The sequence below is a fragment of the Candidatus Microthrix subdominans genome (genome assembly GCA_016719385.1).
Lineage (GTDB): Bacteria > Actinomycetota > Acidimicrobiia > Acidimicrobiales > Microtrichaceae > Microthrix > Microthrix subdominans.
This window is the reverse complement of sequence record JADJZA010000001.1, coordinates 708,131-733,167: the sequence shown is the minus strand read 5'-3', so window position 1 is coordinate 733,167 and position 25,037 is coordinate 708,131. Positions and strand designations below refer to the sequence as shown.

Annotated in this window: 25 protein-coding genes; 7 read left to right on the top strand and 18 right to left on the bottom strand. The window is 70.5% G+C overall.

Annotated elements, in window-relative coordinates; all coding sequences use genetic code 11:
• Window positions 1-5: 5 nt before the first annotated feature.
• Genes mnmA through IPN02_03470 form a run of 3 tightly spaced genes read right to left on the bottom strand, consistent with a single transcriptional unit; the run spans window position 6 to window position 3,222 of the window.
• Complete coding sequence (gene mnmA / locus IPN02_03480; protein MBK9295935.1) at window positions 6-1,097, bottom strand: tRNA 2-thiouridine(34) synthase MnmA; 1,092 nt, start codon at window positions 1,095-1,097, stop codon at window positions 6-8.
• Entirely contained in the window at window positions 1,094-2,311 is a 1,218-nt protein-coding gene (locus IPN02_03475) for a cysteine desulfurase (GenBank protein ID MBK9295934.1), read from the bottom strand. Before IPN02_03475 ends, mnmA begins: the two co-directional genes overlap by 4 nt.
• On the bottom strand, window positions 2,311-3,222 hold the full coding sequence (locus IPN02_03470) for an RDD family protein (protein ID MBK9295933.1): 912 nt from the start codon (window positions 3,220-3,222) through the stop codon (window positions 2,311-2,313). The genes IPN02_03475 and IPN02_03470 overlap by 1 nt, the downstream gene beginning before the upstream one ends.
• Before the next feature lie 107 nt (window positions 3,223-3,329).
• On the opposite strand from IPN02_03470, the gene IPN02_03465 reads away from it, so the two are divergent.
• The gene (locus tag IPN02_03465; protein MBK9295932.1) at window positions 3,330-4,391 is read left to right on the top strand and encodes a stage II sporulation protein M; all 1,062 of its coding nucleotides are present in this window, start codon (window positions 3,330-3,332) and stop codon (window positions 4,389-4,391) included.
• Between the two features lie 18 nt (window positions 4,392-4,409).
• On the opposite strand, the gene IPN02_03460 is transcribed toward IPN02_03465, so the two are convergent.
• From IPN02_03460 to IPN02_03440, 5 genes are all read right to left on the bottom strand, one after another.
• A complete protein-coding gene (locus IPN02_03460; GenBank protein MBK9295931.1) occupies window positions 4,410-5,732 on the bottom strand; it encodes a DUF58 domain-containing protein in 1,323 nt (440 codons plus the stop codon).
• Between the two features lie 49 nt (window positions 5,733-5,781).
• Complete coding sequence (locus IPN02_03455) at window positions 5,782-6,711, bottom strand: MoxR family ATPase (protein MBK9295930.1); 930 nt, start codon at window positions 6,709-6,711, stop codon at window positions 5,782-5,784.
• Between the two features lie 82 nt (window positions 6,712-6,793).
• Complete coding sequence (locus tag IPN02_03450; protein MBK9295929.1) at window positions 6,794-7,930, bottom strand: hypothetical protein; 1,137 nt, start codon at window positions 7,928-7,930, stop codon at window positions 6,794-6,796.
• Window positions 7,927-8,625, bottom strand: coding sequence for a DUF4129 domain-containing protein (locus IPN02_03445; GenBank protein ID MBK9295928.1), 699 nt, complete (start codon window positions 8,623-8,625; stop codon window positions 7,927-7,929). The genes IPN02_03450 and IPN02_03445 overlap by 4 nt, the downstream gene beginning before the upstream one ends.
• Complete coding sequence (locus IPN02_03440) at window positions 8,622-9,554, bottom strand: hypothetical protein (GenBank protein MBK9295927.1); 933 nt, start codon at window positions 9,552-9,554, stop codon at window positions 8,622-8,624. The genes IPN02_03445 and IPN02_03440 overlap by 4 nt, the downstream gene beginning before the upstream one ends.
• 68 nt (window positions 9,555-9,622) lie before the next feature.
• Between IPN02_03440 and IPN02_03435 the strand changes: the two genes are divergently transcribed.
• Window positions 9,623-10,072: an SRPBCC family protein gene (locus tag IPN02_03435; protein ID MBK9295926.1), complete on the top strand. Its 450-nt coding sequence runs from the start codon at window positions 9,623-9,625 to the stop codon at window positions 10,070-10,072.
• Window positions 10,073-10,149: 77 nt separating this feature from the next.
• Here the strand turns inward: IPN02_03435 and IPN02_03430 are convergent, their stop codons facing one another.
• The 6 genes from IPN02_03430 to IPN02_03405 all read right to left on the bottom strand — a co-directional run bounded on the left by IPN02_03430 (window position 10,150) and on the right by IPN02_03405 (window position 16,308).
• Window positions 10,150-10,977, bottom strand: coding sequence for a rhomboid family intramembrane serine protease (locus tag IPN02_03430; protein MBK9295925.1), 828 nt, complete (start codon window positions 10,975-10,977; stop codon window positions 10,150-10,152).
• An 84-nt stretch (window positions 10,978-11,061) separates the two neighbouring features.
• Entirely contained in the window at window positions 11,062-12,369 is a 1,308-nt protein-coding gene (locus IPN02_03425) for a hypothetical protein (protein ID MBK9295924.1), read from the bottom strand.
• Window positions 12,369-13,217, bottom strand: coding sequence for an enoyl-CoA hydratase/isomerase family protein (locus tag IPN02_03420; protein MBK9295923.1), 849 nt, complete (start codon window positions 13,215-13,217; stop codon window positions 12,369-12,371). The genes IPN02_03425 and IPN02_03420 overlap by 1 nt, the downstream gene beginning before the upstream one ends.
• A gap of 74 nt (window positions 13,218-13,291) precedes the next feature.
• Window positions 13,292-14,671, bottom strand: a complete 1,380-nt coding sequence (locus IPN02_03415; GenBank protein MBK9295922.1) for an SGNH/GDSL hydrolase family protein — start codon at window positions 14,669-14,671, stop codon at window positions 13,292-13,294.
• A 208-nt stretch (window positions 14,672-14,879) separates the two neighbouring features.
• Window positions 14,880-15,917 carry a methylmalonyl Co-A mutase-associated GTPase MeaB gene (meaB, locus tag IPN02_03410; protein ID MBK9295921.1) on the bottom strand — a complete coding sequence of 346 codons (1,038 nt, stop codon included), beginning with the start codon at window positions 15,915-15,917 and terminating at the stop codon, window positions 14,880-14,882.
• 118 nt (window positions 15,918-16,035) lie between these two features.
• Window positions 16,036-16,308 (bottom strand): NifU family protein, encoded by a 273-nt coding sequence (locus IPN02_03405; protein MBK9295920.1) that lies wholly within the window; start codon window positions 16,306-16,308, stop codon window positions 16,036-16,038.
• Window positions 16,309-16,498: 190 nt separating this feature from the next.
• Between IPN02_03405 and IPN02_03400 the strand changes: the two genes are divergently transcribed.
• From IPN02_03400 to IPN02_03390, 3 genes are read left to right on the top strand one after another with little or no spacing between them, the layout of a single operon-like run.
• Window positions 16,499-18,013, top strand: coding sequence for an MFS transporter (locus tag IPN02_03400; GenBank protein ID MBK9295919.1), 1,515 nt, complete (start codon window positions 16,499-16,501; stop codon window positions 18,011-18,013).
• A gap of 9 nt (window positions 18,014-18,022) precedes the next feature.
• Entirely contained in the window at window positions 18,023-18,730 is a 708-nt protein-coding gene (locus tag IPN02_03395; protein MBK9295918.1) for a hypothetical protein, read from the top strand.
• The gene (locus tag IPN02_03390; protein ID MBK9295917.1) at window positions 18,730-19,584 is read left to right on the top strand and encodes a L,D-transpeptidase; all 855 of its coding nucleotides are present in this window, start codon (window positions 18,730-18,732) and stop codon (window positions 19,582-19,584) included. Before IPN02_03395 ends, IPN02_03390 begins: the two co-directional genes overlap by 1 nt.
• A gap of 191 nt (window positions 19,585-19,775) precedes the next feature.
• On the opposite strand, the gene IPN02_03385 is transcribed toward IPN02_03390, so the two are convergent.
• The 3 genes from IPN02_03385 to IPN02_03375 all read right to left on the bottom strand — a co-directional run bounded on the left by IPN02_03385 (window position 19,776) and on the right by IPN02_03375 (window position 22,175).
• Entirely contained in the window at window positions 19,776-20,327 is a 552-nt protein-coding gene (locus IPN02_03385) for a dienelactone hydrolase (protein MBK9295916.1), read from the bottom strand.
• Window positions 20,328-20,422: 95 nt separating this feature from the next.
• A complete protein-coding gene (locus IPN02_03380) occupies window positions 20,423-21,127 on the bottom strand; it encodes a hypothetical protein (protein ID MBK9295915.1) in 705 nt (234 codons plus the stop codon).
• Window positions 21,128-21,176: 49 nt separating this feature from the next.
• Window positions 21,177-22,175, bottom strand: coding sequence for a hypothetical protein (locus IPN02_03375; protein ID MBK9295914.1), 999 nt, complete (start codon window positions 22,173-22,175; stop codon window positions 21,177-21,179).
• Between the two features lie 89 nt (window positions 22,176-22,264).
• On the opposite strand from IPN02_03375, the gene glpX reads away from it, so the two are divergent.
• Both glpX and IPN02_03365 read left to right on the top strand, forming a co-directional pair.
• Window positions 22,265-23,236, top strand: a complete 972-nt coding sequence (gene glpX, locus IPN02_03370; protein ID MBK9295913.1) for a class II fructose-bisphosphatase — start codon at window positions 22,265-22,267, stop codon at window positions 23,234-23,236.
• A gap of 65 nt (window positions 23,237-23,301) precedes the next feature.
• Complete coding sequence (locus IPN02_03365; protein MBK9295912.1) at window positions 23,302-24,102, top strand: polyphosphate kinase 2 family protein; 801 nt, start codon at window positions 23,302-23,304, stop codon at window positions 24,100-24,102.
• 48 nt (window positions 24,103-24,150) lie between these two features.
• On the opposite strand, the gene IPN02_03360 is transcribed toward IPN02_03365, so the two are convergent.
• The gene (locus tag IPN02_03360; GenBank protein MBK9295911.1) at window positions 24,151-24,849 is read right to left on the bottom strand and encodes a hypothetical protein; all 699 of its coding nucleotides are present in this window, start codon (window positions 24,847-24,849) and stop codon (window positions 24,151-24,153) included.
• Window positions 24,850-25,037 lie beyond the last annotated feature (188 nt).

Genomic DNA, 25,037 nt, shown 5'->3' with positions numbered 1-25,037 from the left:
CGACCCTAGACCGGCTCGGCGATACCGCCGCCAAGCACCACCTGGGGTTCGGTCGCGTCGGGCACGCTGTAGAGCACGACCGACTGGCCCGCGGCCACGAAGCGTTGGGGTTCGTCGAACACGACCCGGTCACCGCCGACCCACCGGGCGGGACGCACCGCACCGTGGGCTGCGGTCTGCACCTCGACCAGCATCCCGTCGGCGGGCGGCTCTCCGGCCGCCCACGCCTGGTTGGACACCCCGAGCGCCCCGATGTCGAGGTCGGCGTCCGAGCCGACCGTCACCGTGCGGGCATCGAGGTCCACCCGGGTGGCGTAGCGGCGGGGCCCTCCCCCCGGGAGTCCCAGACCCTTGCGCTGGCCCGGCGTGATCATCTCGAGCGCATCGACCCGCCCCACCTCGGTGCCCTCGGCCGTCACCACCCGCCCGGGCGTCAGCTCCGTCCGGCGCTCGAGAAACGCCTGACGGCCGTCGGTTCGGGTGATGAAGCAGACGTCCTGGCTGTCGGGCTTGTCGGCGGTGCGCAGGCCCAGCTCGGCGGCCCGGCGACGCACCTCGGCCTTGTCCAGGTGGCCGATCGGAAATCGGGTGCGGGCCAGGTCGGCGGCGGAGAGCATGTGCAGCACATAGGACTGGTCCTTGGCCGCATCGGCGCCACGACCGAGGCGGGGGCCGTCGGCGGTGGTCACGATCCGGGCATGGTGGCCGGTGGCGACGGCATCGAAGCCCAACGCCAGCGCCCGTCGAGACAGCTTGTCGAACTTGATGTGCCGGTTGCACTCCACGCACGGGTTGGGGGTGCGACCCCGGCGATGCGCCTCGACGTAGGGGCCAACCACCGCCCGCTCGAAGTCGTCGCCCAGGGCGAAGACCAGGTGTTCGATGCCGAGACGGTCGGCCACCCGTCGGGCGTCGTCGACGTCGCTCACCGAGCAGCAGCCCGAGTCCGACGGGCCACCCCACAGCTTGAGGGTCACCCCGACCACCTCGGCACCGGTCGCCACCAGCTCCGCGGCGGCGACCGAGCTGTCGACCCCGCCCGACATCGCCATCAGCACCCGTTCGGGGCGGCGGGTCCCGTCAGCGGCGCCGCTCATGAGAACAGCTCCAGACGCTCGATGGCCGCCGGCACGGCCGCAAGGGCCGCCTCCACGTCGGCATCGGTGCTCGTCGTTCCCAGGGTGAGCCGCAGCGCGCCCGACGCGATGGCTCGCGAATGCCCGAGCGCCTCGACCACATAGCTGGGCTCCTGGGCGCCGCTGGCACACGACGAGGCCGCCGTCGCCATGATGCCCTCACGCTCCAGCAGGTACAGGAGGGCCTCGGTCTCCACGCCGGGCAGGCACACGTGGCAGTTGCCCGCCGCCTTGTGCAACCGGTCGACGCCACGATCACCGGAGACACCATCCGGGCCGCCGCCGGGCTCAACCGGGTCAACACCGGTCTCGATCAGGCCGGGGATTGCGGCTGCCAGGCCGTCGACCAGCCGGTCGCGAAGCGCGGCGATGCGGGGCAGTTCCTCGGCGCGCCGGGCGGCGGTCACGCGGGCTGCGGCCGCCATGCCGAGCACACCGGCAACGTTAAGGGTGCCGGCGCGCCGGTCGCGCTCCTGGCCGCCGCCGACGGCGCGCGGCGCCAGCTCAACCCCGCTGCGGACGATCAGCAGCCCGATGCCCTTGGGACCGCCAAACTTGTGGGCGCCCACCGACACCAGGTCGGCACTGCGGGCCGCGGCGGCCACGTCCACCCACTGGTGGGCCTGCACGGCGTCGGTGTGCAACCACGCCGTCGGTGCGTGGCGGCGCACCACCTCAGCGATCGCATCGAGGTTCGCGATCGTGCCGACCTCGTTGTTCACCAGGATCACCGACACCAGCGCAACGTCGGGCGTACAGGCCTCCACCAGCGCATCCAGGTCGAGGCGGCCGTGACCGTCGACGGCGACCTCGATGCCCCCGAGCCGACCAGCCGGCATGCGCACCGCCGGGTGCTCGATCGCCGAGCACAGCAGCGCTGCGCCCTCGCGGGGTGCGCCGGCGCCGACCGAGCCCAACACGGCCAGGTTGTCCGCTTCGGTTCCGCCGGAGGTGAACACCACCTCCGAGGGCAGCGCACCGAACAGCTCGGCGAGTTCGTCGCGCGCGTCGTCGGCCGCCCTCCTGGCCCGGCGCGCCAGCAGGTGCCCTCCGGAGGGGTTGGCCCACAGCCCACCGTGGGTCACCTCCGCCATCGCCTCGATCGCTTCAGGCAGCAGCGGCGTGGTGGCAGCGTGGTCCAAATAGTGCAGCGGCGTCTCGTTCGTCGCGCCCATCAAGCAACCCACCCCCCAAGATCGGGCGCCGCCGCAGATGGGGCGCCGTGCCACAAGGGAGGCCCGCTTGGCGCAGCCCACGAGCTGTTGGTCGATTCGTAGGCGCCCAGGCCGACGGCGGCCAGGCCCCCTTGGCGGCGCTGATAGGCGGTGCAGACGGCGGCGAGGAATTCCTCGGCGGTCATCCAGGTGGGCACACCAACGCCAATCCGGGCCACCACCCGGTGCCCGAGCTCGTTGGTGACGGCGTGCCGGGCGGCCGGATCGAGGGTGCCAAGGCGCAACAGCGCCTCCCGCACCACTCCGTAGCCCGCGTCGCCCAGCCGGGCGACATCCAACACATCGACGTACTCTGCATGGCCGGGCGGCGTGGGGAAGACCACCGGTTGCAGCCGCAGCAGGGCGGCGGGTTCGCTGACGACGAACGTTCCCGCCATCAGGTCGCCCAGGCGCTGTGCCCGGGGGCTGAGGAAGGACGCTGTGATCGCGAGCGCGCCGAGGGTCAGATAGATCTCGACCAGGCCGGCGATCGCACGCATCGACGATTCCGACCAGCCGACCGGACCGCCCTCGCCGGACACGACGCGCAGGCCGACCGCCACCTTGCCCGGCGTGCGTCCCCGCCAGAGCGCCTCGAAGATCGTCGGGTAGCCGACGAGGACGAAGAGGATCGACCCGAATGCCACATAGGCGGCCAACGTCTCCGACGCGTTGGCCAGGAACGCCGCCGCCACCAGCGCCACCAGGATGATCACCAGCTGCAACAGCAGGTCGATCACCCTCGCCAGCAGACGGCTGGGCACCGCGGCAACCGGCTGGCTCAGCAACACCGCCTCGGGCGTCACCACCGTGTTGGGGTCCGCGGCCAGCCCTCGGCGGCTGACGTCGGCGAACTGTGGGGCGGCACTCACCTCGCCCACGCTACCGCCGTCCGGCTCGGACGAGCGGCGCGCGGTTGCCCGCCGGCCGGACACCCCCGGCCTCGGGTGTTCGTCGCAATGGCCTCTACGCTGAGGTGGTGGACGTCGACCGCTACATCGCTGCCCACCGTGCCACCTGGAACCGTCTCGACGAGCTGGTCGGAATGGCCCGGGTCACCCCCGGCCGGCTGAGCTTGACCGAGACCGAGGAGTTGCTGCGCCTCTACCAACTGACCTCGGCCCACCTCAGCCACGTGCGGACCCATCACCGCGACCGGGCGCTGATCGGCGGGCTCAGCTCCCGGGTGGCGGCGGCGCGTCAGGTGATCTACGGGCGACGCGGTCGGGCCCAGCGCGTGGTCGTCTCGTTCTTCACCGTCGGTTTCCCACTGGCGGTCACCCGGGCGTGGCGGGCGATCGCCTTCTCCGCCCTGCTGTTCTTCGGTTCGGCACTGGCGACCGGCCTGTGGTTCAACAACTCTCCCCAGGCGCTCGACGTCACCGTGTCGCCCGAGCAGCAGGAGCTGATCGCCGGACACGAGTTCGAGGACTACTACAGCTCGCAGGGCGCAGGCGTGTTCGCAGCCCAGGTGCAGACCAACAACATCCAGGTCAGCCTGCTCGCCCTCGCCGGCGGTGCTACCGCCGGCGTGCTCACCGCAGCGGTGCTCGTCATCAACGGCTTCAGCATCGGGGTCGTGGGTGCGCTCATGCATCAGAACGGGGCCGCTGGCACCTTCTGGGGCTTGATCCTGCCCCACGGGCTGCTCGAGATCTCGGCGATCGTCGTCGCCGGCGCTGTCGGCCTGAAGCTGGGCTGGGCGGTCATCGCCCCCGGAGAGGATCGCAGCCGGGGCGACGCCGTCGTCGAGGAGGCCCGTCACGGGGTGACCATCGTCGTCGGCCTGGCCCTGTGGTTCGTCGTCGCCGGGTTCATCGAGGCGCTCGTCACCCCGTCCGGCCTGCCGACCGCGATCCGCATCGGTATCGGGGCGTTGGCCCTCGCAGCGGCGATCGCCCACGTGCTCGCCTTCGGTCCGGCGGCACTCGCCGCATCGCGCGCCGGCGCCGGCACCGACCCGTGGGAGGTCGAAAAGGCCGACCTGGCCCGTGCGGGCAGCCCGCCCGTCCGTCACCCCCAGCCCGCCGCCGGGCCATAACAGCGCCCTCAGGGCGGGTTACAGCGCGCCTCGGGACTTGAGCCCGAGGTAGGCGTCGGCGAGCCGGCCGGACAGGCGACCGACCGGGGCGTCGACCACCCGGGCACCCAAGGCGCGCAGGCGTCGCGCCGCCCGCTCCCGTTCCGCCAGCGCGGCGAGGGCGGCGGTCTTCCGGTACGCCTCCTCCAGGTCGGCCGGCTTCTCCTGGGACCAGGCGAGCACCTCGGGGTCCTGAACGCCACCGACGAGCACCAGGTGGGTCCGGGTGATCAGCGGCATCGCCGGGATCAACGCCTCGAGCACCGCTTGCTCGACCAGGTCGGTGAGCACGACGAGCAGCGCTCGACGACGGAACCGGGCAACGGTGGTGGCGAACGCCCCGGCGTAGTCCGACTCGGCCAATGCCGGCTTCAAGGCGTACATCGCCTCGGTCATCCGCATCGCCTGGTCGGTGCGGCCGCTGGCAGCCACCACCGAGCGCACCTCCGTGTCGAAGGTCACCAGGCCGCAGCGGTCCCCCACCCCGGTGGAGACCGCTGCGAGCATCATGGCCGCATCCATCGCGTGTTCGACGCGAGGGACGCCGGCCACCTTTCCGGCCATCACCCGCCCGTTGTCCAACAGGACGACGACGTTCTGGTTGCGTTCTATCCGATAGGTGCGAACGATCGGTTTGCCCATGCGGGCGGTCGCCCGCCAGTCGATGCGTCGAAAGTCGTCGTTGACCCCGTACTCGCGGAGGCTCTCGAAATCGGTACCGGCGCCCAGGCCCTTGGTGGTGCGCAGCCCAAGCTGCTGCGAGCGGGCCTGGTTGATCTTCAGCTCGGCCTCGGCTCGGGATCGGAACGGTGGGTACACCCGCACGTCGCCGGGTAGCTCGACCCGTTCCTGGCGGCTGAGCAGGCCCAACGGGCCCCGCAGGCGCAGCCCGACCGAGCCGAGCTCGAGGCGCCCGCGTCGCACCGGCTCGATCCTGGTGCGTACCTCGACGGTTGCGTTGGCAGCGACCGTCACGGTTGCCCGGCGGTTGGCTGGTCGCAGCGATGGTGGGAGCTCGTCGGACAGGGTGAGGCGCACCCTGCGACGAGCCGGGTTGGTCAGGCGCCACACCAGCGGCACCTCCACACCCTGGGTCACGGTGGCCGGTAGCACCCGGCGGAGCTCGACCCGACTGGGACGCGGGGTGACCAGAAAGTCGGCGACCGCCAGGACCACCACCACCAGGTTGCCGCCGAGCAGGAGGCCGAACGTCGCCCCCGCCGTCGGCGGGGAGACCACCACGACGACCGCAGACAGGGCGGCGAAGGCCAGCGCCAGGCGCCAGGTGGGGACGGGGGTCACGAGCTAGGTCGCTCCTGCGCACGCGTGCTGGACGGTGGAACCCACAGGTTCACCGCGGGGCCGGGACGGCAGCGAGCACCGCGTCGAGGATCCCGTCGGCGGTCGAGCCTTCCAGCTCGAGCTCGGGGCGCACCATGATCCGGTGACGCAACACCGGGCGCGCCACCGCCTTGACCTCGTCCGCGGTGACGAACGGCCGGCCGGACAGCCAGGCCCACGCCTTGGCAGAGGTCATCAGCGCCGCCGCGCCACGAGGCGACACGCCCAGCTGAACCGACGGCTGGTTGCGGGTGGCCCGGGCCAGCGCCACCACGTACGCCATCACCGGTGGTTCGACGGTCACCCTGGCCACCTCCTGGCGCGCCGCCAGCAGGTCGGCCGCAGTGGCCACCGGGCGCACGCCGGCGGCGCGCACGTCATGGGGATCGAGGCCGCGGTGGTGGCGCACCAACACCTCGACCTCCTGCTCCTCGCTCGGGTACCCGACGAGCAACTTCATCAGGAACCGGTCCAGCTGGGCCTCCGGCAACGGGTAGGTGCCCTCGTACTCCACCGGGTTCTGGGTGGCGATGACGATGTGGGGATCGGCGAGTTCGTAGGACGTTCCCTCCACCGAGACCTGGCGTTCCTCCATCGCTTCGAGCAGCGCCGACTGGGTTTTAGGCGGCGTGCGGTTGATCTCGTCGGCGAGGAACAGGTTGGTGAAGATCGGACCGGCCCGAAACTCGAACGAGGCATCATCGGGTTTCAACACCATCTGGCCGGTCACGTCGGCGGGCATCAGGTCCGGGGTGAACTGCACCCGGCTGAAGTCGAGGTCGAGCGCCGCCGCCAGCGTCTTCACCATCAGGGTCTTGGCGACACCCGGCACGCCCTCCAACAGGATGTGACCGCGCACCAACAGCGCTGTGACCAGGCCCGCCAGCGAGCCGTCCTGTCCGACGACCACCTTGGCCACCTCGGAGCGGAGCGCGGCAATCGCCTCGTGAGGGGTTCGTTCGGCGGGCTCGGATCCCGGGGGTGGCCCGGGATGGGACGGAGCCGCGTCGGGGTCGGGGCGATCAGCGGACGGTGGTTCCATGGATCAGTTCTCCTCTGAGGTCTTCAAGATCGTTGGCCAAGCGCACGAGCGCTGCTTCGGAGGTGACCGGCGCGCTGAGCAACACCGCGTCGACCGCGTCGGCGGGCTGGCGCAGGCGCTCGGCGACCGCTCGTGCGACCGCCCGGTCGTCCACCGTGGCATCCAGACCGAGTTGTCGCCGTGCGGCGAAGAGGATCTGGGACCGCAGCAACGCCGCCGTCCCGGCCGGATCGTGCCGCCGACGCAGCAGCTCCCCCACCGCTTCGGTGTGCTCGGAACCGGCGATCGACACCGGCAGGGGCTCGTCGACGTGTCGGCCGACCCTGCGAGCGCGGGCGATCGCCAGGATCAAGGCGGCAAGACCCAACTGAGCGAGGGCACCCCGTACCCCCGGACCCAGCAGTGCGAACGGGCTCTGGCCCTCGTCGTCGCCGGTCGCAGCCCCAAAAGGCCGCACGACCGCCAGCGAGGACCCCTCGCCCATCTCGGTCATCGCCGCCAGCAGCGGGCCGTTGTCGTTCAGGTTGTCGGCGGTCGGTTCCTCACCGGGCTGGATCCGCTCGCTGAGCGTGGCGTTGGTGAACAGCTCCGGGCCGCCCAGGGTGACGATCCGTCCTGCGCCCACCGGGCTGAGCACCACCTGGGCACCTTCGGGGTACCCGAAGCAGTAACGGTCCGACGGGCCGACCAGAACGGGGCGGCCGGGGTTGCGAGGTTGATCGAGTTCCTGCAGCTCGGCGATGGTGCAGCCGGGCTCCGCCGCCGGCGCCAACGGCTCGTAGTCGCCCTCCTCGGCCCCGATCCGCTTCGACGGCATGCCGAGAACGACGCTGGCCCCCGACGATGCCGCCGCCTCCCAGCGCGCCGCCATGTCGGCGTCGGCCGCGCGAGCGGTGGGCACGAGGATGGCGTCGTACCCCTCGACCGGATCCTCGGCGTCGATCACGGCGACCCGTGTGCCCAGCGCTTCGGCCAGGTCGACGGCGATCGACAGGCCGCCGGGCCCGGTGGTGTCCGGGTCGTAGGCATCACCGTCGGCGGCCTGACCCCCGGCGATGACGACCACGAGTACCAGGGCCACCACGCCGACGAGCATGCCGACACCGCGACGGCTCACAGCTCGACCACCTCGGCCGGGCGGTCCTCGTCCATCGGGGTGGGCGCCCTTCCGGCCGCGATGGCGGCTGCGGTCACGGTTGCACCGCAGCTGCCGGCCTGCTCCACGATGGAACGGTCAACGTCGACCGCGCCGAACCAGGCGGCTTCAAAGCTCGTCGTCAACGCTGCGAAGTCATCGGCAACGTCGGCCAGGCCGGCGCTCACGTCGCCACGCAGTTCGCCGGTGGTGCGCGCCCGGCTTCGCGGGACCCGGTTGCGGGCCACCAACTCGGCGACGGTCTGGCGATACGTCGCCAGCAGCGCTTCGCGGTACCGGCGCTCGGCCAGCAACGCCTCCGCCTCGGACGCCAGGGCGCCGGGATCGTCGAGTTCCTCAGTGACGATCGTCGGGCCGTCCTCGTCGATCCGATCCCTTTCCGGCAGCGACACCCAACGGCGCACCGCCAGAACGATCAGGGCGATCAACACCACGACGAGCACCCCGATGATGACGTAGCCGACCGCGCTGATTCCGCCGGAGGCCACGTTGGGGTTGTTGACGCTCGGCGACGGCATCCGATCGCCGAGCCAGTCGAAGAACCGTCGAAACGGATCGAGCGCCCGGTCGAGCAGCGACCGTTCGGGAAGCACGCCGGCCAAGGCCTCGCGCACCTCCCCTGCGGACGGCGGCGGACCGTCGCCGAGCACGCTCACGATGCGGTCCCGTTTGGTGGCGGAAACTCATCGGCCATGCGTGACAGCAGGTCCCAACCCTCACGCCGGCAGCGGAGGTCGACGTAGGTGGTGAGTGCGATCGAAACCGCCACCGTGCTGGCCGCCGCTGTCGCCAGCAGGCCGGCGGCCGCCTTGGGTATCCAATCCCAACCGGTCGGCAGCGTGGTGCCCGCCAACAACTCGACGATGAGATCGACCACGTTGGGCGGCACCGCTGAGAGCAGGGCGGTCAGCAACGTGGAGGCCACGACGACCCCCAAGATGGCAAAGAACCGGGTCTGGGTGAGCGACACCGACCGGGTGAACCCTCGGAAGCCCGCGTCCTCGACGCCGATCACAGGCCCGATCACCAACAACAGCGTCATCGGGACGAGCACCCCGACACCGCACGCGAGTAACCCGAACCCCAGGGCAACCAGGTGCAACGCCCACGCGCCCGCCCCGCCCCCGAGGCGTCGAAGCGTGCCATCGAGCAGCATTCGCACCGACACCGGCTCACCGGCCAGACGAGCCCGCAACAACAGCCCGGCGTAGATGCCCAACGCCAGGGTGCCCAGCGACAGCCACAGCGATGCGGCGACCGAACCGAGCGCCGACCACCCCGACCCGACGCCGGTGCCGGTCGGGTCGTTGTTCAGATCGGCGCTCAGAACGGTGAACATCGTCGCTTGGCGCGCCACCACCTGTGCGAGCAGCGACGGCGGCAACACGAGCACGACGGCCCCGAGAAGCATCGTCGACAGCTCGAGGCGAAGAAATCCGAACGCACCGTCCAGCTTCTGGACGAAGTTCATGGGGCCGACGACGAAGCCGACGGTCGTCGGCTCGGAGCCGGTCCGGGGCGGCGCTGCGGACGCGACCGGGCCCGGTTCGGCACTCGTGTCGGTGATCGGGACCGGAGCGTTCACGCCGTCCAAGTATGGCCGCTGGTCAACACGTTCTCGTCCACCAGGATCACGGCGGTACGTTGCCCGGCATGGGAAGCATCGAACTCAGCGTTGACGTCGCCGCCGACGCACGGACAACGTGGGCCGTGCTGGCCGATGTCGGACACCACCACCGCTGGATGGAGGACGCGGTCTCGATCCGCTTCGAGGGCGAGCAGCGCCAAGGTGAGGGCACCGTGTTCTTCGCCGACACCCGCGTCGGCCCGCTGCGCACCACCGACCGCATGATCATCACCGCCTGGACCGACGAGCGCGAGATGTCGGTCCGCCACGAGGGAGCGGTCACGGGCGAAGGCACCTTCACCCTCGAGCCTCGGGCCGACGGCGGCACGAGGGTGTTATGGCGCGAACGGCTGAACTTCCCGTGGTGGTTCGCCGGGCGTCTGGGTGAGGTGGTGGCCAAGCCGATCCTGTCGTGGGTGTGGCGACGCAACCTGACCAACCTGGCCCGCCTGGTCGACGCCGGCCCCGCCGAGTAGACGAGACGAAGCCACAAACTTGGGTGGATAATGATCCACCAGGTGAAGCAAAGTCCACCCAAGTCGGCGGGCAAGGGCTAGATCGCGCCTACCTTCGCCGACGCTGAGGCGATGGTCAGGCCGAAGAGCAGCACCGCACCGGCGCCGACGATCGCCACCCGGGCGGCGCGTGGCAGGTCGGCCCGGGGGGCGGCGAACAGCACACCGCCGGCGAGGATGCCGGCGGCGAAGCCGCCGAGGTGACCGCCGACGGAGATCGAGCTGCGGAACGCGAACGTGATGATCAGGTTGAGCATCACCAGGCCGCCCAGCCCCGAACTCCATAGGTTGGTGCGCTGGGTGATCTGCAATACGACCAGCGCGCCCATCAACCCGAAACCGGCCCCCGAGGCGCCGACGGTGATGCCGAGCGGGTTGGACAGCCAGACGACGCCCAGGGCGCCGCCCATCAGCGAAGCCGAGTACAGCGCAACAAACCCGGCTTTGCCCAGCCGTTGCTCCAGCGCCGAACCAAACACCCAGATGAACAACATGTTCATGCCCAGGTGGAACACCCCGTCGTGCAGAAAGGCGCCGGTGATGACCCGCCACCACTCGCCCGCCGCCACCGCCATCGTGGCGTCGCCGAAGCGCAACCAGGCATCGGTGCCGCGGGCGTTGCCCGAGAAGATCACCGAGGCGACGAAGGCGGCGACGTTGAGCCCGATGATCACCTTGGTGGCAACGGGGTCGCCCGCCCGACGCACGGGCACCGTGCGCTGGGCTCCGCTCTTCAGGCAGTCCGGGCAATGGAAGCCGACCGAGGCCGACGTCATGCACGAGGGACAGATCGGTTTGTCGCAGCGTTGGCAGGCGACGGCGGCGGCCCGGTCCGGGTGCCGGGTGCAGGTGGCGGTTGCTTCCATGGGTCGCTCCAGCTTGGCGCAACGCCGCTCCCGGCGCCCGTCGGCAGCAACACCGAGCTGAGAGCCGTGCCGGGAAGACCGGCGCTATCTACCCCAGGGGGATTCGTGGGTTTCGGGCATCACCCGGGTCAGCTGGTGTTCCAGCTCGAAAATCCTCAGCAGCGCATCCCGGGCCTCGCCGCTGCTCGGGAGCAGACGGTGCACCTCGTCCACCGAGGTGTAGCCCGCGATCAGGTGGCTGGCCGCCCTGTCCTCCCACGCCTCGGCCAGCACCTCCAGCTCGCGGTCGCGCTCGGGATCGTCCTCCAGGTAGTGCTCGGTCATCTCGCGGGCCGCCCACCCCAGCGACACGGCCAACCGGGCCAGGTCCCGCAGCGGCGAGATCGGCTGGCGCAGCTCGTCATAGGGGCGCCCGTCGCCCTCGAAGTTGTGGGGGATCCAACCGCTCGTGGTGCGGCCCATGTTGCCCAGGTGGAGGGCGCCGTGGGTGCGGATGGCGCGACCCAGATCGTCAGCGCCCCGCAGGCGAGCGAGCACGCCCTCCAGCCGGTCGAAGCGGATGCGCCCCGAGCCGAGGCGATACAACGGGGCCAACAGCAGCTCGGCCCAGGCGGCACCGTCGGCCGGCTCGCTGTCGAGCGCCACCGCCAGCGACACGTGCAGCTCGGCTGCGCCCACGCCGATCTGTTCCACCTCGGCTGCGGCGTCGTGGCGGGCCTGGCGGGGCGGGACCCGCAGGTCGAAGAGCTCCTTGAGGCTCTTGGTCGCCAAGTCGAGGCCGTCCATGCGGCTGCGCAGGGCAGGCCGGAGGGTCATGGCCACCTGCCCGCGACGGGTGACCTGATCGACGATCGGCGAGATTCGACCGACCTCGGCCTGGGCCATCGCCGCCGGCAGCTCGATGTCCGGGTTGGGCAGATCGCTCACCTGGCGGTGTGCCTTGAGCTCCCAGCGACCATCGATGAGCACCGTGGGCGAGATGCCGCCCCATGGGCCGATCTTCAGTGCATCCGGGGCGACGGCAACATCGATCACCTCGGGCATCAAGGCCCGCGCCACGCTGAGCGCGCCGGCTCGCCAGGCCATCGCCTCGAAAAGAACCAGCGGTCGACCGTCGAGCTCGATCTCCCCGATGACGGCATCAGGGTCGATGCCGGGCGGCAGCTCGGCGCGTACCGCAACGACCAACCGGAGAAGATCGCTGACATCCCCGGCGAACATGGCGCGGACATCGACCCACCCCACCGTCGGATCGCGCACGATCGATTCGGTGTCGAGCACCTCCACGCCCAGCAGGGTTGCCGCCGAGCGCGACAACCAAGCCTGGCGGCGCAGCCAGGTCGGCAGCACGCGTGCGAGCCCGGATGCGAACCCGGTGTCGACCACGGGCATCAGCGACCGCTGAACGCGGCCTTGCCGGGCCCGTGTCGTCGGAAGGACCCCACGCCGACGGCGGCGTCGTCGGTTTCGAAGACGTCGACGAAGGCCTGCTCCTCCACATCGAGGCCGGCATCCAGGCTGCCCTGTCCGCCATCGTTGATCGCCGCCTTGGCCAGCGCCATGGCCCGCCGGGGCCCGCCCGCCAGCTCGCTTGCCAGCTCCATGGTCCGCTCCCGCAACCGGTCGTGGGCCACCACCTCGTCGACCAACCCGATCCGGTGGGCTTCGGCGGCATCGACCTGGCGCCCGGTGAAGATGAGGTCCTTGGCCCGAGACGGGCCGATCAGACGGGTCAGGCGCTGGGTGCCGCCACCGCCCGGGATGATGCCAAGCAGGATCTCGGGCTGGCCGAATACCGCCCGGTCGGACGCGATCCTCAGGTCGGCGGCCAGCGCCAGCTCGCAGCCACCGCCCAGCGCATAGCCCGACACCTCGGCGATGACGGGGCAACCGAGGGACTCCAGGGCCTGGCCCGCACGACGGAACGAGCGGGCGATGGCCCGCACTGCGTCGCCATCGACCAGCGTGTCGGCACCGCTCGACCTCGCATCGTTCTCGCCGGACTCGTCGCCGGCGGCGGCGACAAACTGATCGATGTCGGCGCCGGCGGCAAACAGCTTGGGTCCGCCGGTCAGCACGACCGCCCCTGGCGGGTCCTGCGCCCACTCGGCGGCGGCGTCAGCCACGGCGTCGAGCACCCGGTTGGACAAAGCGTTGACCTTGCCGTTCCGCAAGGTGGCGATCACCACGTCGTCGTCGGTGCGCACCACCTCGAGGGGAACGTCGTCCGCTTGGGACATGTCATGGGCTCCTGAACTCGGGGACCCCGGAAAGCTACTCCCCCGGTGGGCTCGGGCGGCCACCCGGTCACTCTCTACCGTCGGTCACCACGCCCACCGAATCGGGCGAGTCGACGCCGATTGAGCACAACCAGCCCCGCGCCGACGCCGAACAGCACCGCTCCAACGATCAGAAATCCACGAGGTTCCGCACCGGTGCTCGCCAGCCCCGACCGGCCGGACTGGCCAAGCGTCGACTGATCCAAGCCGCCCGACGCGCCGCCCGGGTACGACTGACCGACTGCGCCCTGGGTGTTGGCCGCCGCGACCGGCTCGGCAACCACGATGGGAACAGGAGGAGGAGTCGGCGTGGCGGTCGGCCGTACAACGACCGCTCCGGTCACCGTTGGCCGGGTGGACGTCTTCTGTGGCACCAGCGACGGGGGCGGTGTCTGCACCGGCGCCGAGCCCGGGCCGGGGAGGCTGGGCGTCGTTGTCGCCTTCGGCACCTCGGGACCGGTGTCGGCTGTGCCGGGCGGCGCGGTGCCTGGCGGCAGGGTCGTACTCGGCGGCGCCGTCGTCGTGGTCGAGGTGGTGGCCACAGCCGCTTCGCACCGCTCGGTCAGCTCGGCATCGATCGCCTCGGAGACCAGCCCACCCATGGCGATCATGGCGGTGTCGGTGAGGTGGTACAGGGTGTAGACGGACACCCACGGGTCGCTTGAGCACGCGTCGTGGCCGATGCTGGGCGTGTAGGTATCCACGTAGTGCACTCGGGCGCCGGCCGCGTCGACCCGCAACTCGATCTCGGCATTGAGCGCCGCCTGCACCTGCCGCAGATCATTCCGCTCGGCGTCGGAGATGAACAACGAGGTCGGCTCGCAACTCTGCTCCCACGTCGATCCGGTCGGGGTGGCAGGAAGCAGGTCGGGGTAGCCGAGTACGAAGATGTCGGCGTTCGGGGCATGGGCGGCCGAATCCTCCATCGCCTGCTGGATGCTGTCGCCGACCGACCCGGCGATTTTGGCCGTCAGCTTGGGCATGCCCGGGCCGCCGTAGGCGTCGCGGCAGTCATCCATCAGTGCACAGATGGCGAGGATGCTGGTGAACCCCAGGTCGTTGCCGCCAATGGTGAAGGTGACCACGTCGGTGGTGTCCGACAACGCATCAAACTGCGGCGGGCTGGAGTCATTCTTGGCGGTGGAGAAGTGCTCGGTCTTGGCCCCGGAACAGCTGACGTCGGTGAAGCTGCCGAAACCCTGATCCTGCTGGATGCGGTTCGGGTAGTTGTAGCCGGTTGAACGGTTGCACTCGCCGGTGGCGTCGGGGAGGCCAACGCCGCTGCTGTAGGAGTCGCCCATCGCCACATACTCCAACGTGGCGGTCGGGTTGCACGGCGCGGCCGCAGCGCCGACGACCAGGCCGAACACGACGACGAGGGCGCCCAGGCCCATCGCACCCAGGCTGCTCAGCATCCGCCACCGCCCGGTTGGCCTCGAACGTCGCGCCGCATCGCTCATGCCGTTCGGTCCCCTCTTCGCGCTCGGCCCTGGTCGACCAGCCTTCGATTCCAACGTCAGTGTGACACCTGTTGCACCCGGCGACAGCGACAAATTGCAACCGGTGAGATTCCTCACTTCCGCCCTTCCCCCTCTCCCCCGCCCTCGGTGAGCGAGTGTTCGGTCAGTCTGGCCGCTCCAGTTCGGCAGGCAGCCGTTCGAGCAGTCGGTCCGCCGCACTCCACGGGTCGGTATAGGCACCTTCGACCTCGGTGCGCAGCGAGGCCCCCCACTCGGTGCGGAGCAGGCGGTCGAGGGCCGCTCCCACCCGACCGGCGGCCACCTCACGCAGGCGTTGGGAGCGGTTCGCCGCCCGGCGCCGGGCCAGCTCTCCGGTCGCCCGCTGGTGGGCGGCGTGGGCGTCGATCGCGTCGACCAACTCGGCCACCCCCTCACCGGTCGTGCCGACGGTGGACACGACGGGCGCCCGCCAGATCGGCTGTGGTTCGGCTCCAGGGCCGTCGTGCTCGTCCGGCCGGGACATCATGCCGGAGATGTTCAGCATCGACTCCAGATCGGTCACCGTTTGGCGGGCGCCATCGCGGTCGGACTTGTTGACGACGAACACGTCGGCGATCTCCATCAGCCCCGCCTTGTTGGCCTGGATGGCATCGCCCCACCCCGGGTTGACCACGACGACGGTCGTGTCGGCGGCGTCGACGATGTCGGTCTCCACCTGACCGACCCCAACGGTCTCGACGACGACCCAATCACGCCCGGTCGCCCCCAGGACGGCGACGGCATCGTTGGTTGCCCCGGCGAGCCCACCGAGGTTGCCCCGGGTCGCCATCGACCGGATGTACACGTCGTCGTCGCCGGCGACGTCGCCCATCCGCACCCGATCCCCCAGGATGGCGCCACCGGAGAAGGGACTGGACGGATCGATGGCGAGCACCGCCACCGACCGGTCGCGCCGGAGCAGCTCGCCGCACAGCGAGGCGCTCAGCGTCGACTTGCCCGCGCCGGGCGCGCCGGTGATGCCCACGGTGAAGGCCTGCTCCGGTGCCCCGTCGCCTCTGCCCTGGACCCAGGTGGCCCGGATGAGCGCCGCACCGCTGGGCCCACCCCGCTCGACGATCGACAGGGCTCGGGCGAGCGCCCGGCGGTCGCCGTCGCCGGCCCGCTGCAGCAGTTCGTCGGGGTTGGTCGGCAGTGGGGCCATGATCAGCGGTCCTGGGGCTCTGGGTTGGTCGGGGCGAAGGAGATGAGGGGGCCCGGGTCTCCCAGGCTGCTCAGACCGTCCAGGCAGGTCAAGACCGGGGGTCGGTCGGGCGTGCGCCTCACAGGGTGACGGCGGTGCCGCAGTCCTCGGCCGGCACCCCACACCCGCCCACCAACTCGACCGCGCGAACCTCCGGCACCCGATCGGCGAGGATCCGCTCGATGCCCCCGGAGCGGGCGTCAGGCTGGCCCGAGCATCCTGCGCAGGTTCCGCTCAGCTCCAACTGGACGACACCGGTGGTTTCGTCGACCGACACCAGCCGCAGGTCGCCACCGTCGGCCTGGATTGCCGGTCGAAGCACTCCGATCGTCGCTTCGACCGCTTGTCTCATCGCACTCCAGGAGGTTCGCCTGCCCCGCCGAGAACATCGACAGGAGCCTCGGGCAGCGATCGACGCCGACCGCCAACTCGTGCCAACCTACCGCGGCGAACCGCCGCCCTCGGCCGTGCTCAGCTCGCTCCCCCGCCCCGGTCCCCGACGACAGCGCAGCCATGTGAAAAGCCTCACGACGACCCGAACGATGTCAGCCGAAGACGCCGAGGCGTGGGCGGCGCCGCGCGACGATCTGATGGTGCTCGAGGAGGTGGCCCCGGACGGAACGCTCCGCGACGCCGAGGGCGCCTGGGAGCACTGGAACCGCAGCGTCACGATCCGGCCCACACACGATGACGACCGGGTCGAGCTCACCGAACGGGTGGACTTCACCCCGGCAATCCCGGTCTTCGGCCCGGCCTTCGCCCTCCTGATCGCGTCGAGCTTGCGCAAGGGGCCGCTGCGCCACGGAAAGGTGCCCTGGTGGAGCCCACCGGCGCGCATGGACACCGAGTCGATCGCCGCGCTCACCTCGGCCTGCCTGATCGGCATGTGCGCCGGGTTCCTCTCGACGGTGGTCACCCGGGTGCTCACCTTCGCCGCCGACGATTTCGGAGTCGCAACGGCCGGCCCGCAGTCCGCCGCCCTTGCCGTCATCCGCAGCGGGGTGGTCCTCACCCTGATCGTGTTGGCGCTGGCCGACCGCCAGGGCCGACGGCGCCTGGCGCTCGCCTCGTTGTGGGTGGCGGCAGGCGCCTGCGTGCTCACCGCCTTCAGCCCGGGCCTCGGGGCCTTCACCGGCGCCCAGGTGCTGACCCGCAACCTGTCCGGCGCCGCAGTGCTCCTTGCCAACGTGCTCGTCGCTGAGGAGGTTCCCAGCCGGGTTCGGGCCTACTCGGTCGGGCTGCAGTCGATGTCCTTTGCCCTCGGCGCCGGCGTGGTGCTGTTGTTGTTGCCGTTGGCCGACCTGGGCCTCTGGGGTTGGCGGCTGGTGTGCGGTGGCGCGGTGCTGCTCGTGCCCCTTGTCGTCGCCGTTGCCCGCCACCTCCCGGAGTCGAAGCGTTTCGAGCGCACCCACGACCGGCCCGACAGCGTGGCTGCCGAGCGCTTCTCCATGCGACGCCTGTGGATCCTGGTAGCGCTCGGGCTGGCGATCAACGTGTTCGCTGCGCCCGCCAGCCAGCTGCAGGCCGACTACCTCAGGACGGACCGGGGGTACTCGGCCTTGTGGGTCACCCTGTTCATCGTCGCCACCAACACGCCGGCAGGGCTCGGGGTGGTGCTCGGCGGCCGCTGGGGCGACTCCTGGGGCCGGAAACCCGTGGCAGCGATCGGCATGGTCGGCTTTGCGGGCACAGCGGTGATGTTCATGGTCTCGGGTGCGCCGATGTGGTTCGCCTCGCTGGCCTCGGCGGTGGTCGGCGGGCTCTCGGTGGCGACGATCGGCGTGTACGGGCCGGAGATGTTCCCGACCGCCCGGCGGGGGTTCGCCAACGGCCTTCTGTCCGCAGCGGCGTTGGCCGGCGGGTTGGTCGGGTTGCTGGTCGCCGGCCAGCTCGCCGACGCCTGGGGGTACGGGCCGGCGTTCGCGTTGCTGGCGATCGGGCCGCTCGTCGCAGCGGTCATCGTCGTGATGCTGCTGCCCGAGACCGCCGGCGTGTCGCTCGAGGAGCTCAACCGCGACGACCGCAGCCCCCGACCATCGCCGGAGCTCCCGGGTTAGCTTGGCCCGATGAGCGAGACCTTTGACCTGGCCTTTCACTGGGACCCGATGTGCCCCTTTGCCTGGCTGACGTCGCTGTGGATGGACCAGGTGATCGATCAGCGGGGCCTCAACGTCGATTGGCGCTTCATTTCCCTGCGGATCCTCAATGCCGACGTCGACTACGAGACGGAGTTTCCCCCCGAGTACATCGAGGGTCATGGCGCGGGATTGCGCCTGCTGCGGGTGGCCGCCGCCGTGCGCGACGCCGAGGGGCCGGCCCCGATGCGGCCGTTGTACAAGGCGATGAGCGCGCCGCTGTTCGAGTGTCCGCCGCCGACCGACAACAGGACGATCCCGCCCGCGGCCGAGCCCGACCGGGTGAGGGCCCTGCTCACCGCGTGCGGCCTGTCGGCCGACTACGCCGATGCGCTCTCCGACGACCGCTGGGACGCACTCGTCGAGGCGGATACCGAACAGGCGCTGGCCGCCACGGGTCGGGACGTCGGCACCCCGATCATCCGCTACCGGCCACCGGATGGGCCCGCCTTCTTCGGCCCGGTCATCAGCCGGGTGCCCGACGACGACGAGGCCGGTCCGCTGTGGGATGCCGTGTTGTACCTGGCCGGGTTCCCGGGCTTTGCCGAGCTCAAGCGCAGCCTGCGCGAACGCCCGCAGCTGCCGGTGTATGCACCGGCGCCTGAGGAGCCAGGCGACGGCGACGGTCGCACCGGGTGATGGGCCGGCGTTCGGGCCTCCGCGCCAGCGGCCTGCGTGCAGTCGACCGTCGCTCGGTCGGCATCCGCTTGGTCGGCATCCGCCCGATCGGGTTGACGGCCCTCGTGGTGCTGGCGTTCGTCGTGGCCGCTTGCGCCGGTGACGATTCCGGGCGGGACGCCGCAGGGCCGGCGGGCACCAACGACCGGGTCGAGAGCGTCTCGGCGGGCGCCGCCGCATCCGGCCTTCCCAGCTGGCGCAGCTACGTCGCCACCGGCGGGGACTCGCTGGCTGCGATCGACGTGTTCGAGTCGCCCGGCGGCCAGCCGCTGGCGGCGGTGCCCAACCGCCCTGCCGAGGGCCTCCCGGCCGTGTTCCTTGTGCGCCAACTCGATGTGGCCGACACCGAGGACGGCGGCTGGTATGAGGTGTGGCTGCCGGTGCGACCCAACGGTAGCCACGGCTTCATCCGGGCCGACGATGTCTCGCTGAGCTACCACGACTACCAACTGCGGGTGAAGCTCTCCGATCACGAGGTGGAGCTGTACACCGCCGGCGTTCGCACCGATACGTTCCCGGTCGGGGTCGGGGAGGAGCGCACACCCACCCCGGGAGGCACGTTCTACACCAAGGAGCTGCTCAAGCCGACCAATCGTGGCGGGCCCTACGGCACCTATGCCTACGGGCTATCCGGCTTCTCCAACACGCTGACCGACTTCGCCGGGGGCGACGGGGTGGTCGGGCTGCACGGCACCGATCAGCCCGACTCGGTCGGCCGCGACGTCTCAGCCGGGTGCATCCGCATGCGCAACGACGACATCGAGCAGTTGGTGGAGCGCCTGCCCCTCGGCGTACCGGTCGAGATCATCGCCTGACACGGTTCGGCACCACCCCGCTGCTCTCACCCGGCCACCCCCCAGTTCGGCACCACCCCGCAACTCGGGAGCCCACACGACCGCCAGACCGACCGCTGCACTCCCCAGTTCGGCACCACCCCGCAACTCGGGAGCCCACACGACCGCCAGACCGACCGCTGCACTCCCCAGTTCGGGACTGGGCGGGATGGTCAGCGCTCGAGCCACGCGGCGACACGGGCGGCGACGTCGGCGTTGTCGGCCACCCGGCTCAGCTCGTGACGTCCTCCGGTGATCCACTCGGCGGTCACCGGGCCGGTGACCAAGGCATGCGCAGCCTCGAGTTCGTCGGGGGTTCCGAACGCGTCGCGGTCGCCCGAGACGAACAGCGTGGGCACCGCCACGCCGCCCAGGTGATCGATCCGCAGCCGATCGGGGCGCTTGGGGGGATGGAGCGGATAGGAGACCAGCACCAGGCCGGCGGCGTCGATCGCACCCTCGGCGAGCGCCATCGACGCCATGCGCCCACCCATCGACCGACCCCCGATCACCAAGCGGGACGGGTCGCTCCCCCACTGCGCCGCCGCCCGCTCGACCGCCGTGGCCACCTCGGGGATCAGCTTGGGGGCGCGGTCGGGGAAGCGTCGGCCCTCCAGGCGGTAGGCGAAGTCGACCCGGCTGACCGGCAGCGGGTCGACCGCTGCTTCGATGGTGAACAGGCTGGCGTGGTCGGCACCGGACCCGGCGCCGGGGAACAACACCATGCCGTCAACCGACCTGCCGTCCAACGCCCTGCCGTCCAACCGCCCTGCCGCCAACCGCCCTGCCGCCAACCGCCCTGCCGCCAACCGCCATGCGGTCAGCCGGTGGTTGCCAGCAGCACGCGACGGGCTTCGGACAGGTCGCTGATACGTCCCGCCGCGCCGACGGTTGCTCCGCCATGATCGGGGTGGGCTGCGGTGACGAGCTGCCGGAACGACAGCTGCACCGAGCGGCGGGTGACATCGGCCTCGGGATCGAAGCCGAGCACGTGACGGGCCCAGCTCTCCGGATCGGCGAGGGCCTCCAGCTGCGTGCCGTTGCGGCGCCCGGTGACCAGCGCAGCGAAGCCTGCATCGACGTCGCCCGGCCAACGCAAGCCAACCCGGATGGCGGCAAACACCCCCCGTCGGTCCGCCAGCGGCAGCTGCGCCGCCGCATACAGCGCGCACAGCACGTGCTGCTCGGCAGTGCCGGTGTGGTCGTCGATCTCGAACAACAGCCGATCATCGACGACCGACAACCGGTGGTGACAGCGCTGCAGGCCGATCCGGTCGGTCTGGAAGCGGTGGCGCAACCGAGGCTGGGTGACCCGGTGGCCAGCCTCCAATTCGGTGATCAGGTGAAGCTGATCGTCGATCAGGTCGGGGTTGATGCGGTCGGAGAAGTGGGCGACCACGCCGGCGAGCAGCAGCCCGCCCGAACCCGGCGAGGGGTTGGACGGAAGGTGCGACGCACCGAGCGCTACGCGACGGGTGGGGGCATATGGGCGGGAGATGAAGATCTCCTGCTCGGCTAACAGCACCGGGTCAAGCTAACGCGGCCTCGCTCTCCCGAGGATTCGGGCGCGGCCGCTACACCAGACGAACGAGCCGGTCGCGCAGCTGCGCCGATCGGGCGGCAAAGGACTCCAGCGCCGCCTTGCGTTGGGCCGCTTCGTCCACCTCCGCATCCGCCGCGTCCGCATCGTCGACATCCGCTTCGCCGTCGTCGGGCACCGCGCCGGCTTTCCCATCGATGGTCATGGTGTCGCCATCGCCGTCGCCATCTGGGGATTCGTCCTCGATCGTCGCCGACGTCGTGCGGTCGATCTCGTCGCGCAGGTCGCCCGCCCGCTCGACCAGGTCACGCCACTGTGTGGCATCGAACCCGAAGGGCACGGCCAAGCGGTCCATACGATCGGCTGCCTCGACCACGTCGAGGCGCGCACCGGGGATCTTGGGGTTGTCCTTGAGGCGGTCCACCGCGGCGTAGAGCTGGGTCAACAGGTCCTGCACCTCGGTTCCCTCCGCCTCCTCGAACACCTCGTCCGGGTCGGGCATCGCTTCGAGGATGGCGTCGACCGCCGCCTCGTCACCGACGGCGATGTGCAGGTCGGCCAGGTCGTCCCATCCGGCGGCGATGCCGGCGACCAGCAACGATTCGGCCAGCGAGTCCCGCAGCACCCTCGGCCACTCGCCCACCTCGTAGACGATCTGATCGGTGTCGGCCGCAAGATGGGCCTGGCCGACGCCGAGGTCGTCGAAGGCCTCCTCGACCAGGTGCTCGTCGAGCAACCCCACCACGAGCTCGGGCCCCTGCCACACCCGATCGATCGAGGACCCACCCAGGGCGGCGTCCAGAGCGGCCCTGTCGTCCCGACTCCATGCGCTGCAGTCGAAGAGGAGCCGGGCGTCGCTCAGCTGCTCCACCGGCGGACGCGGCAGCATGTCGATGTGGTCATCGCCCCGGTCACCGCTCTCGCCGGCGACGCCGTCGGCCTCATCAGCCGGATCGTCCGCCCCGCCAGAGGCATCGTCGGCCTCGGCGGGAAGGTCGTTGGAATCTCGGGAGCCTTGACGTCGACGAAGCACGGGGACGAGTCTTCCAGTCGCGGGCTCTCCGTGCCGCACCGGCGCCGGGCTTCAGCACCCGGCCGTCCTCGCCACTAGATTGGCCGACCATGAGCGACGCACAGGCCCCCGATCGAAACCTCGCAATGGAGCTGGTGCGTGTCACCGAGGCTGCTGCGCTCGCCAGCGCCCGCTGGCTGGGGCGCGGCGACAAGAACGCCGCCGACGGTGCGGCGGTCGACGCCATGCGCATCATGTTGTCGACCGTTCAGATGCAGGGCGTCGTCGTGATCGGCGAGGGCGAGAAGGACGAAGCGCCCATGCTGTTCAACGGCGAGGAGGTCGGCAGCGGCCATGGCGCCGGGGCAGATATTGCCGTCGACCCGATCGACGGCACCACGCTGACCGCCCTCGGACGCCCCAATGCCCTCTCGGTAATCGCCGTGTCCGACCGGGGCTCGATGTTCGATCCGGGCCCGTGCGTGTACATGGAGAAGATCGCCGTCGGGCCGGAGGCCGCCGACGTGATCGACATCACCCAGTCGGCGACCGAGAACATCAACCGGGTCGCCGAGGCCAAGGGCGCCAAGCCCCGCGACCTGACGGTCGTCGTGCTCGATCGGCCCCGCCACGACGACCTGGTGGCCGAGATTCGCACGACCGGCGCCCGCATCCACTCGATCTCCGACGGCGACGTGGCCGGTGCCATCGCCACCGCCTGGCCCACCTCGACGGTCGACATCCTCTTCGGCATCGGCGGCACGCCCGAGGGCGTCATCTCCGCCGCCGCCATGAAGTGCATGCGGGGCTCCCAGCAGGGTCGCCTGTGGCCCCGCAACGACGCTGAGCGCACCGCAGCGCTGGAGGCCGGTTACGACCTCGACCAGGTGCTGACCCAGGACGACATGGTGCGGGGCGACAACTGCTTCTTCGCCGCCACCGGCATCAGCGACGGCGAACTGCTCGACGGGGTGCAGTTCTCGCCGGCCGGCGCCAAAACGCAGTCGCTGGTGATGCGCTCGACCTCCGGTACCGTTCGCCTCGTCGAGACCCACCACCGGGCCGACCGCATGCACGTCTAAAAATCGGCGCATGCGGGTACCCGCACGTCGGTGATCGTCACCATCCACGACCAGGGGGAACCGTCATCGACATCGCACCGTACCGCTACGACCCGTCTCAGCCCGTCGAGCTGTCCCAGTGGGACGGCGACGACGATGGCGGGTTGTCCAAGGACGACACCAAGGACGACACGGCCGAGCTCTCCGAGCGTCTCGTCGAACTCCAGCACCGCCTGTTCGCCCAGAAGGAACACCGCGTGCTCGTCGTCATCCAGGCGACCGACACCGGCGGCAAGGACTCGACGATCCGGCGTGTCTTCGGCCCGCTCAACCCGGCCGGGGTGAGGGTGACCGGGTTCACGAAGCCTTCGGAGGACGAGCTGGCCCACGACTACCTGTGGCGCGTCCACCCCCACGCCCCCGGCGACGGGATGATCGCCGTCTTCAATCGTTCGCACTACGAGGACGTGCTCGTCGTGCGGGTACACGACCTGGTGCCCGAGGCCCGGTGGCGCCGCCGCTATCAGCACCTGCGGGAGTTCGAGCGGATGCTGACCGACGAGGGAACCACCGTCATCAAGTTCTTCCTGCACATCACCGCCGATGAACAGCGCCAACGGCTCCAGGACCGCATCGACGACACGACGAAATGGTGGAAGTTCAACCCAGCCGACCTGACCGAGCGCGAGCGCTGGGACGACTACCAGGCCGCCTTCTCGGAAATGTTGTCCCAAACCTCGGACCCGGTCCCATGGTGGGTGATCCCGGCCAACCACAAGTGGTTTCGCGACTACCTGGTGTCGAAGGTTTTGGTCGACACCCTCGAGGGACTGAACCTCACCTACCCGGAGCCGGAAGAGGACCTCACCGGGGTCACGATCACCTGACCATCGAGTGACGCCCGGCGCCAACCGTTCGGCCTCACCGACGACGGCTCAGCCCACCGCTGCGCCACCAACCGGCATCTCGTCGATCACCGGCCGGTCGTGGTTGAGGTCAGCATCGACCTGCAGCGCATAGGTGCCGTCTTCGCCCAGGTTGGGTTCGCCCATCGCCGCCAGCGCTGTGTGAACCAGCTCGACCACATCGAAACGGCGGTGCATCTCCGTTTTCGCCACCATGTCCTCGATGATCGCGATCACGTGGCCTCGAATCCTGTCGTCCAGGTTGCCGACGCGCTCGGCCAGGTTGAGCTTGCCCCCGCCGTCGGTCTCCACCTCGATGTCGGCCGGATCGGGGGTCTCAACCTCCACGACCAGCGCCAGTGGGCGCTCCACTCGGCTGGTCAACATCAGCGGAAATCGGCCGGTGACGGTGTAGCTCTCCTTCTTGACCGCCAAGTTCAAGCGAAGCGAGAGGTTGAGCTCGACCATGGCCCGGTGGCGGCGAACGGTCGACATCTCGTCGGCGCCCTGCTCGACCGCCTCGATCGACCCGACGGTGGCGGAGCCCCGCACCGACGCCCTGACGACCGCGATCTGCTCGGTCACCTTGATCGCCTTGGGCAGCAACGCCTCCAACCGCGGGCCGATCACCTCGGGCACGAGCACCAGGCGAGCAAATTCGTAACCAAACTCGGCAAAGTCCATCGGTTCGCTGTCCGCCCGTTCGGGCGTGGCGGGCGTAGTAGCCATGGAACTCCTCGGACTGGCGCCGTGCGGGCGGCGAACTGACGCTCACGGTGACTGGCGTCCCATCGTACCGAGTTGTTCGCTCGCCGTACCGGCCTCCCGGTCGACGCGGTCGAGGTCCGCCATCTCGCCTACCCGTCTGACCGAGCGTTCATCAGCGGCAGCTGGAGCGCAACGCGCTCAGACGCCGA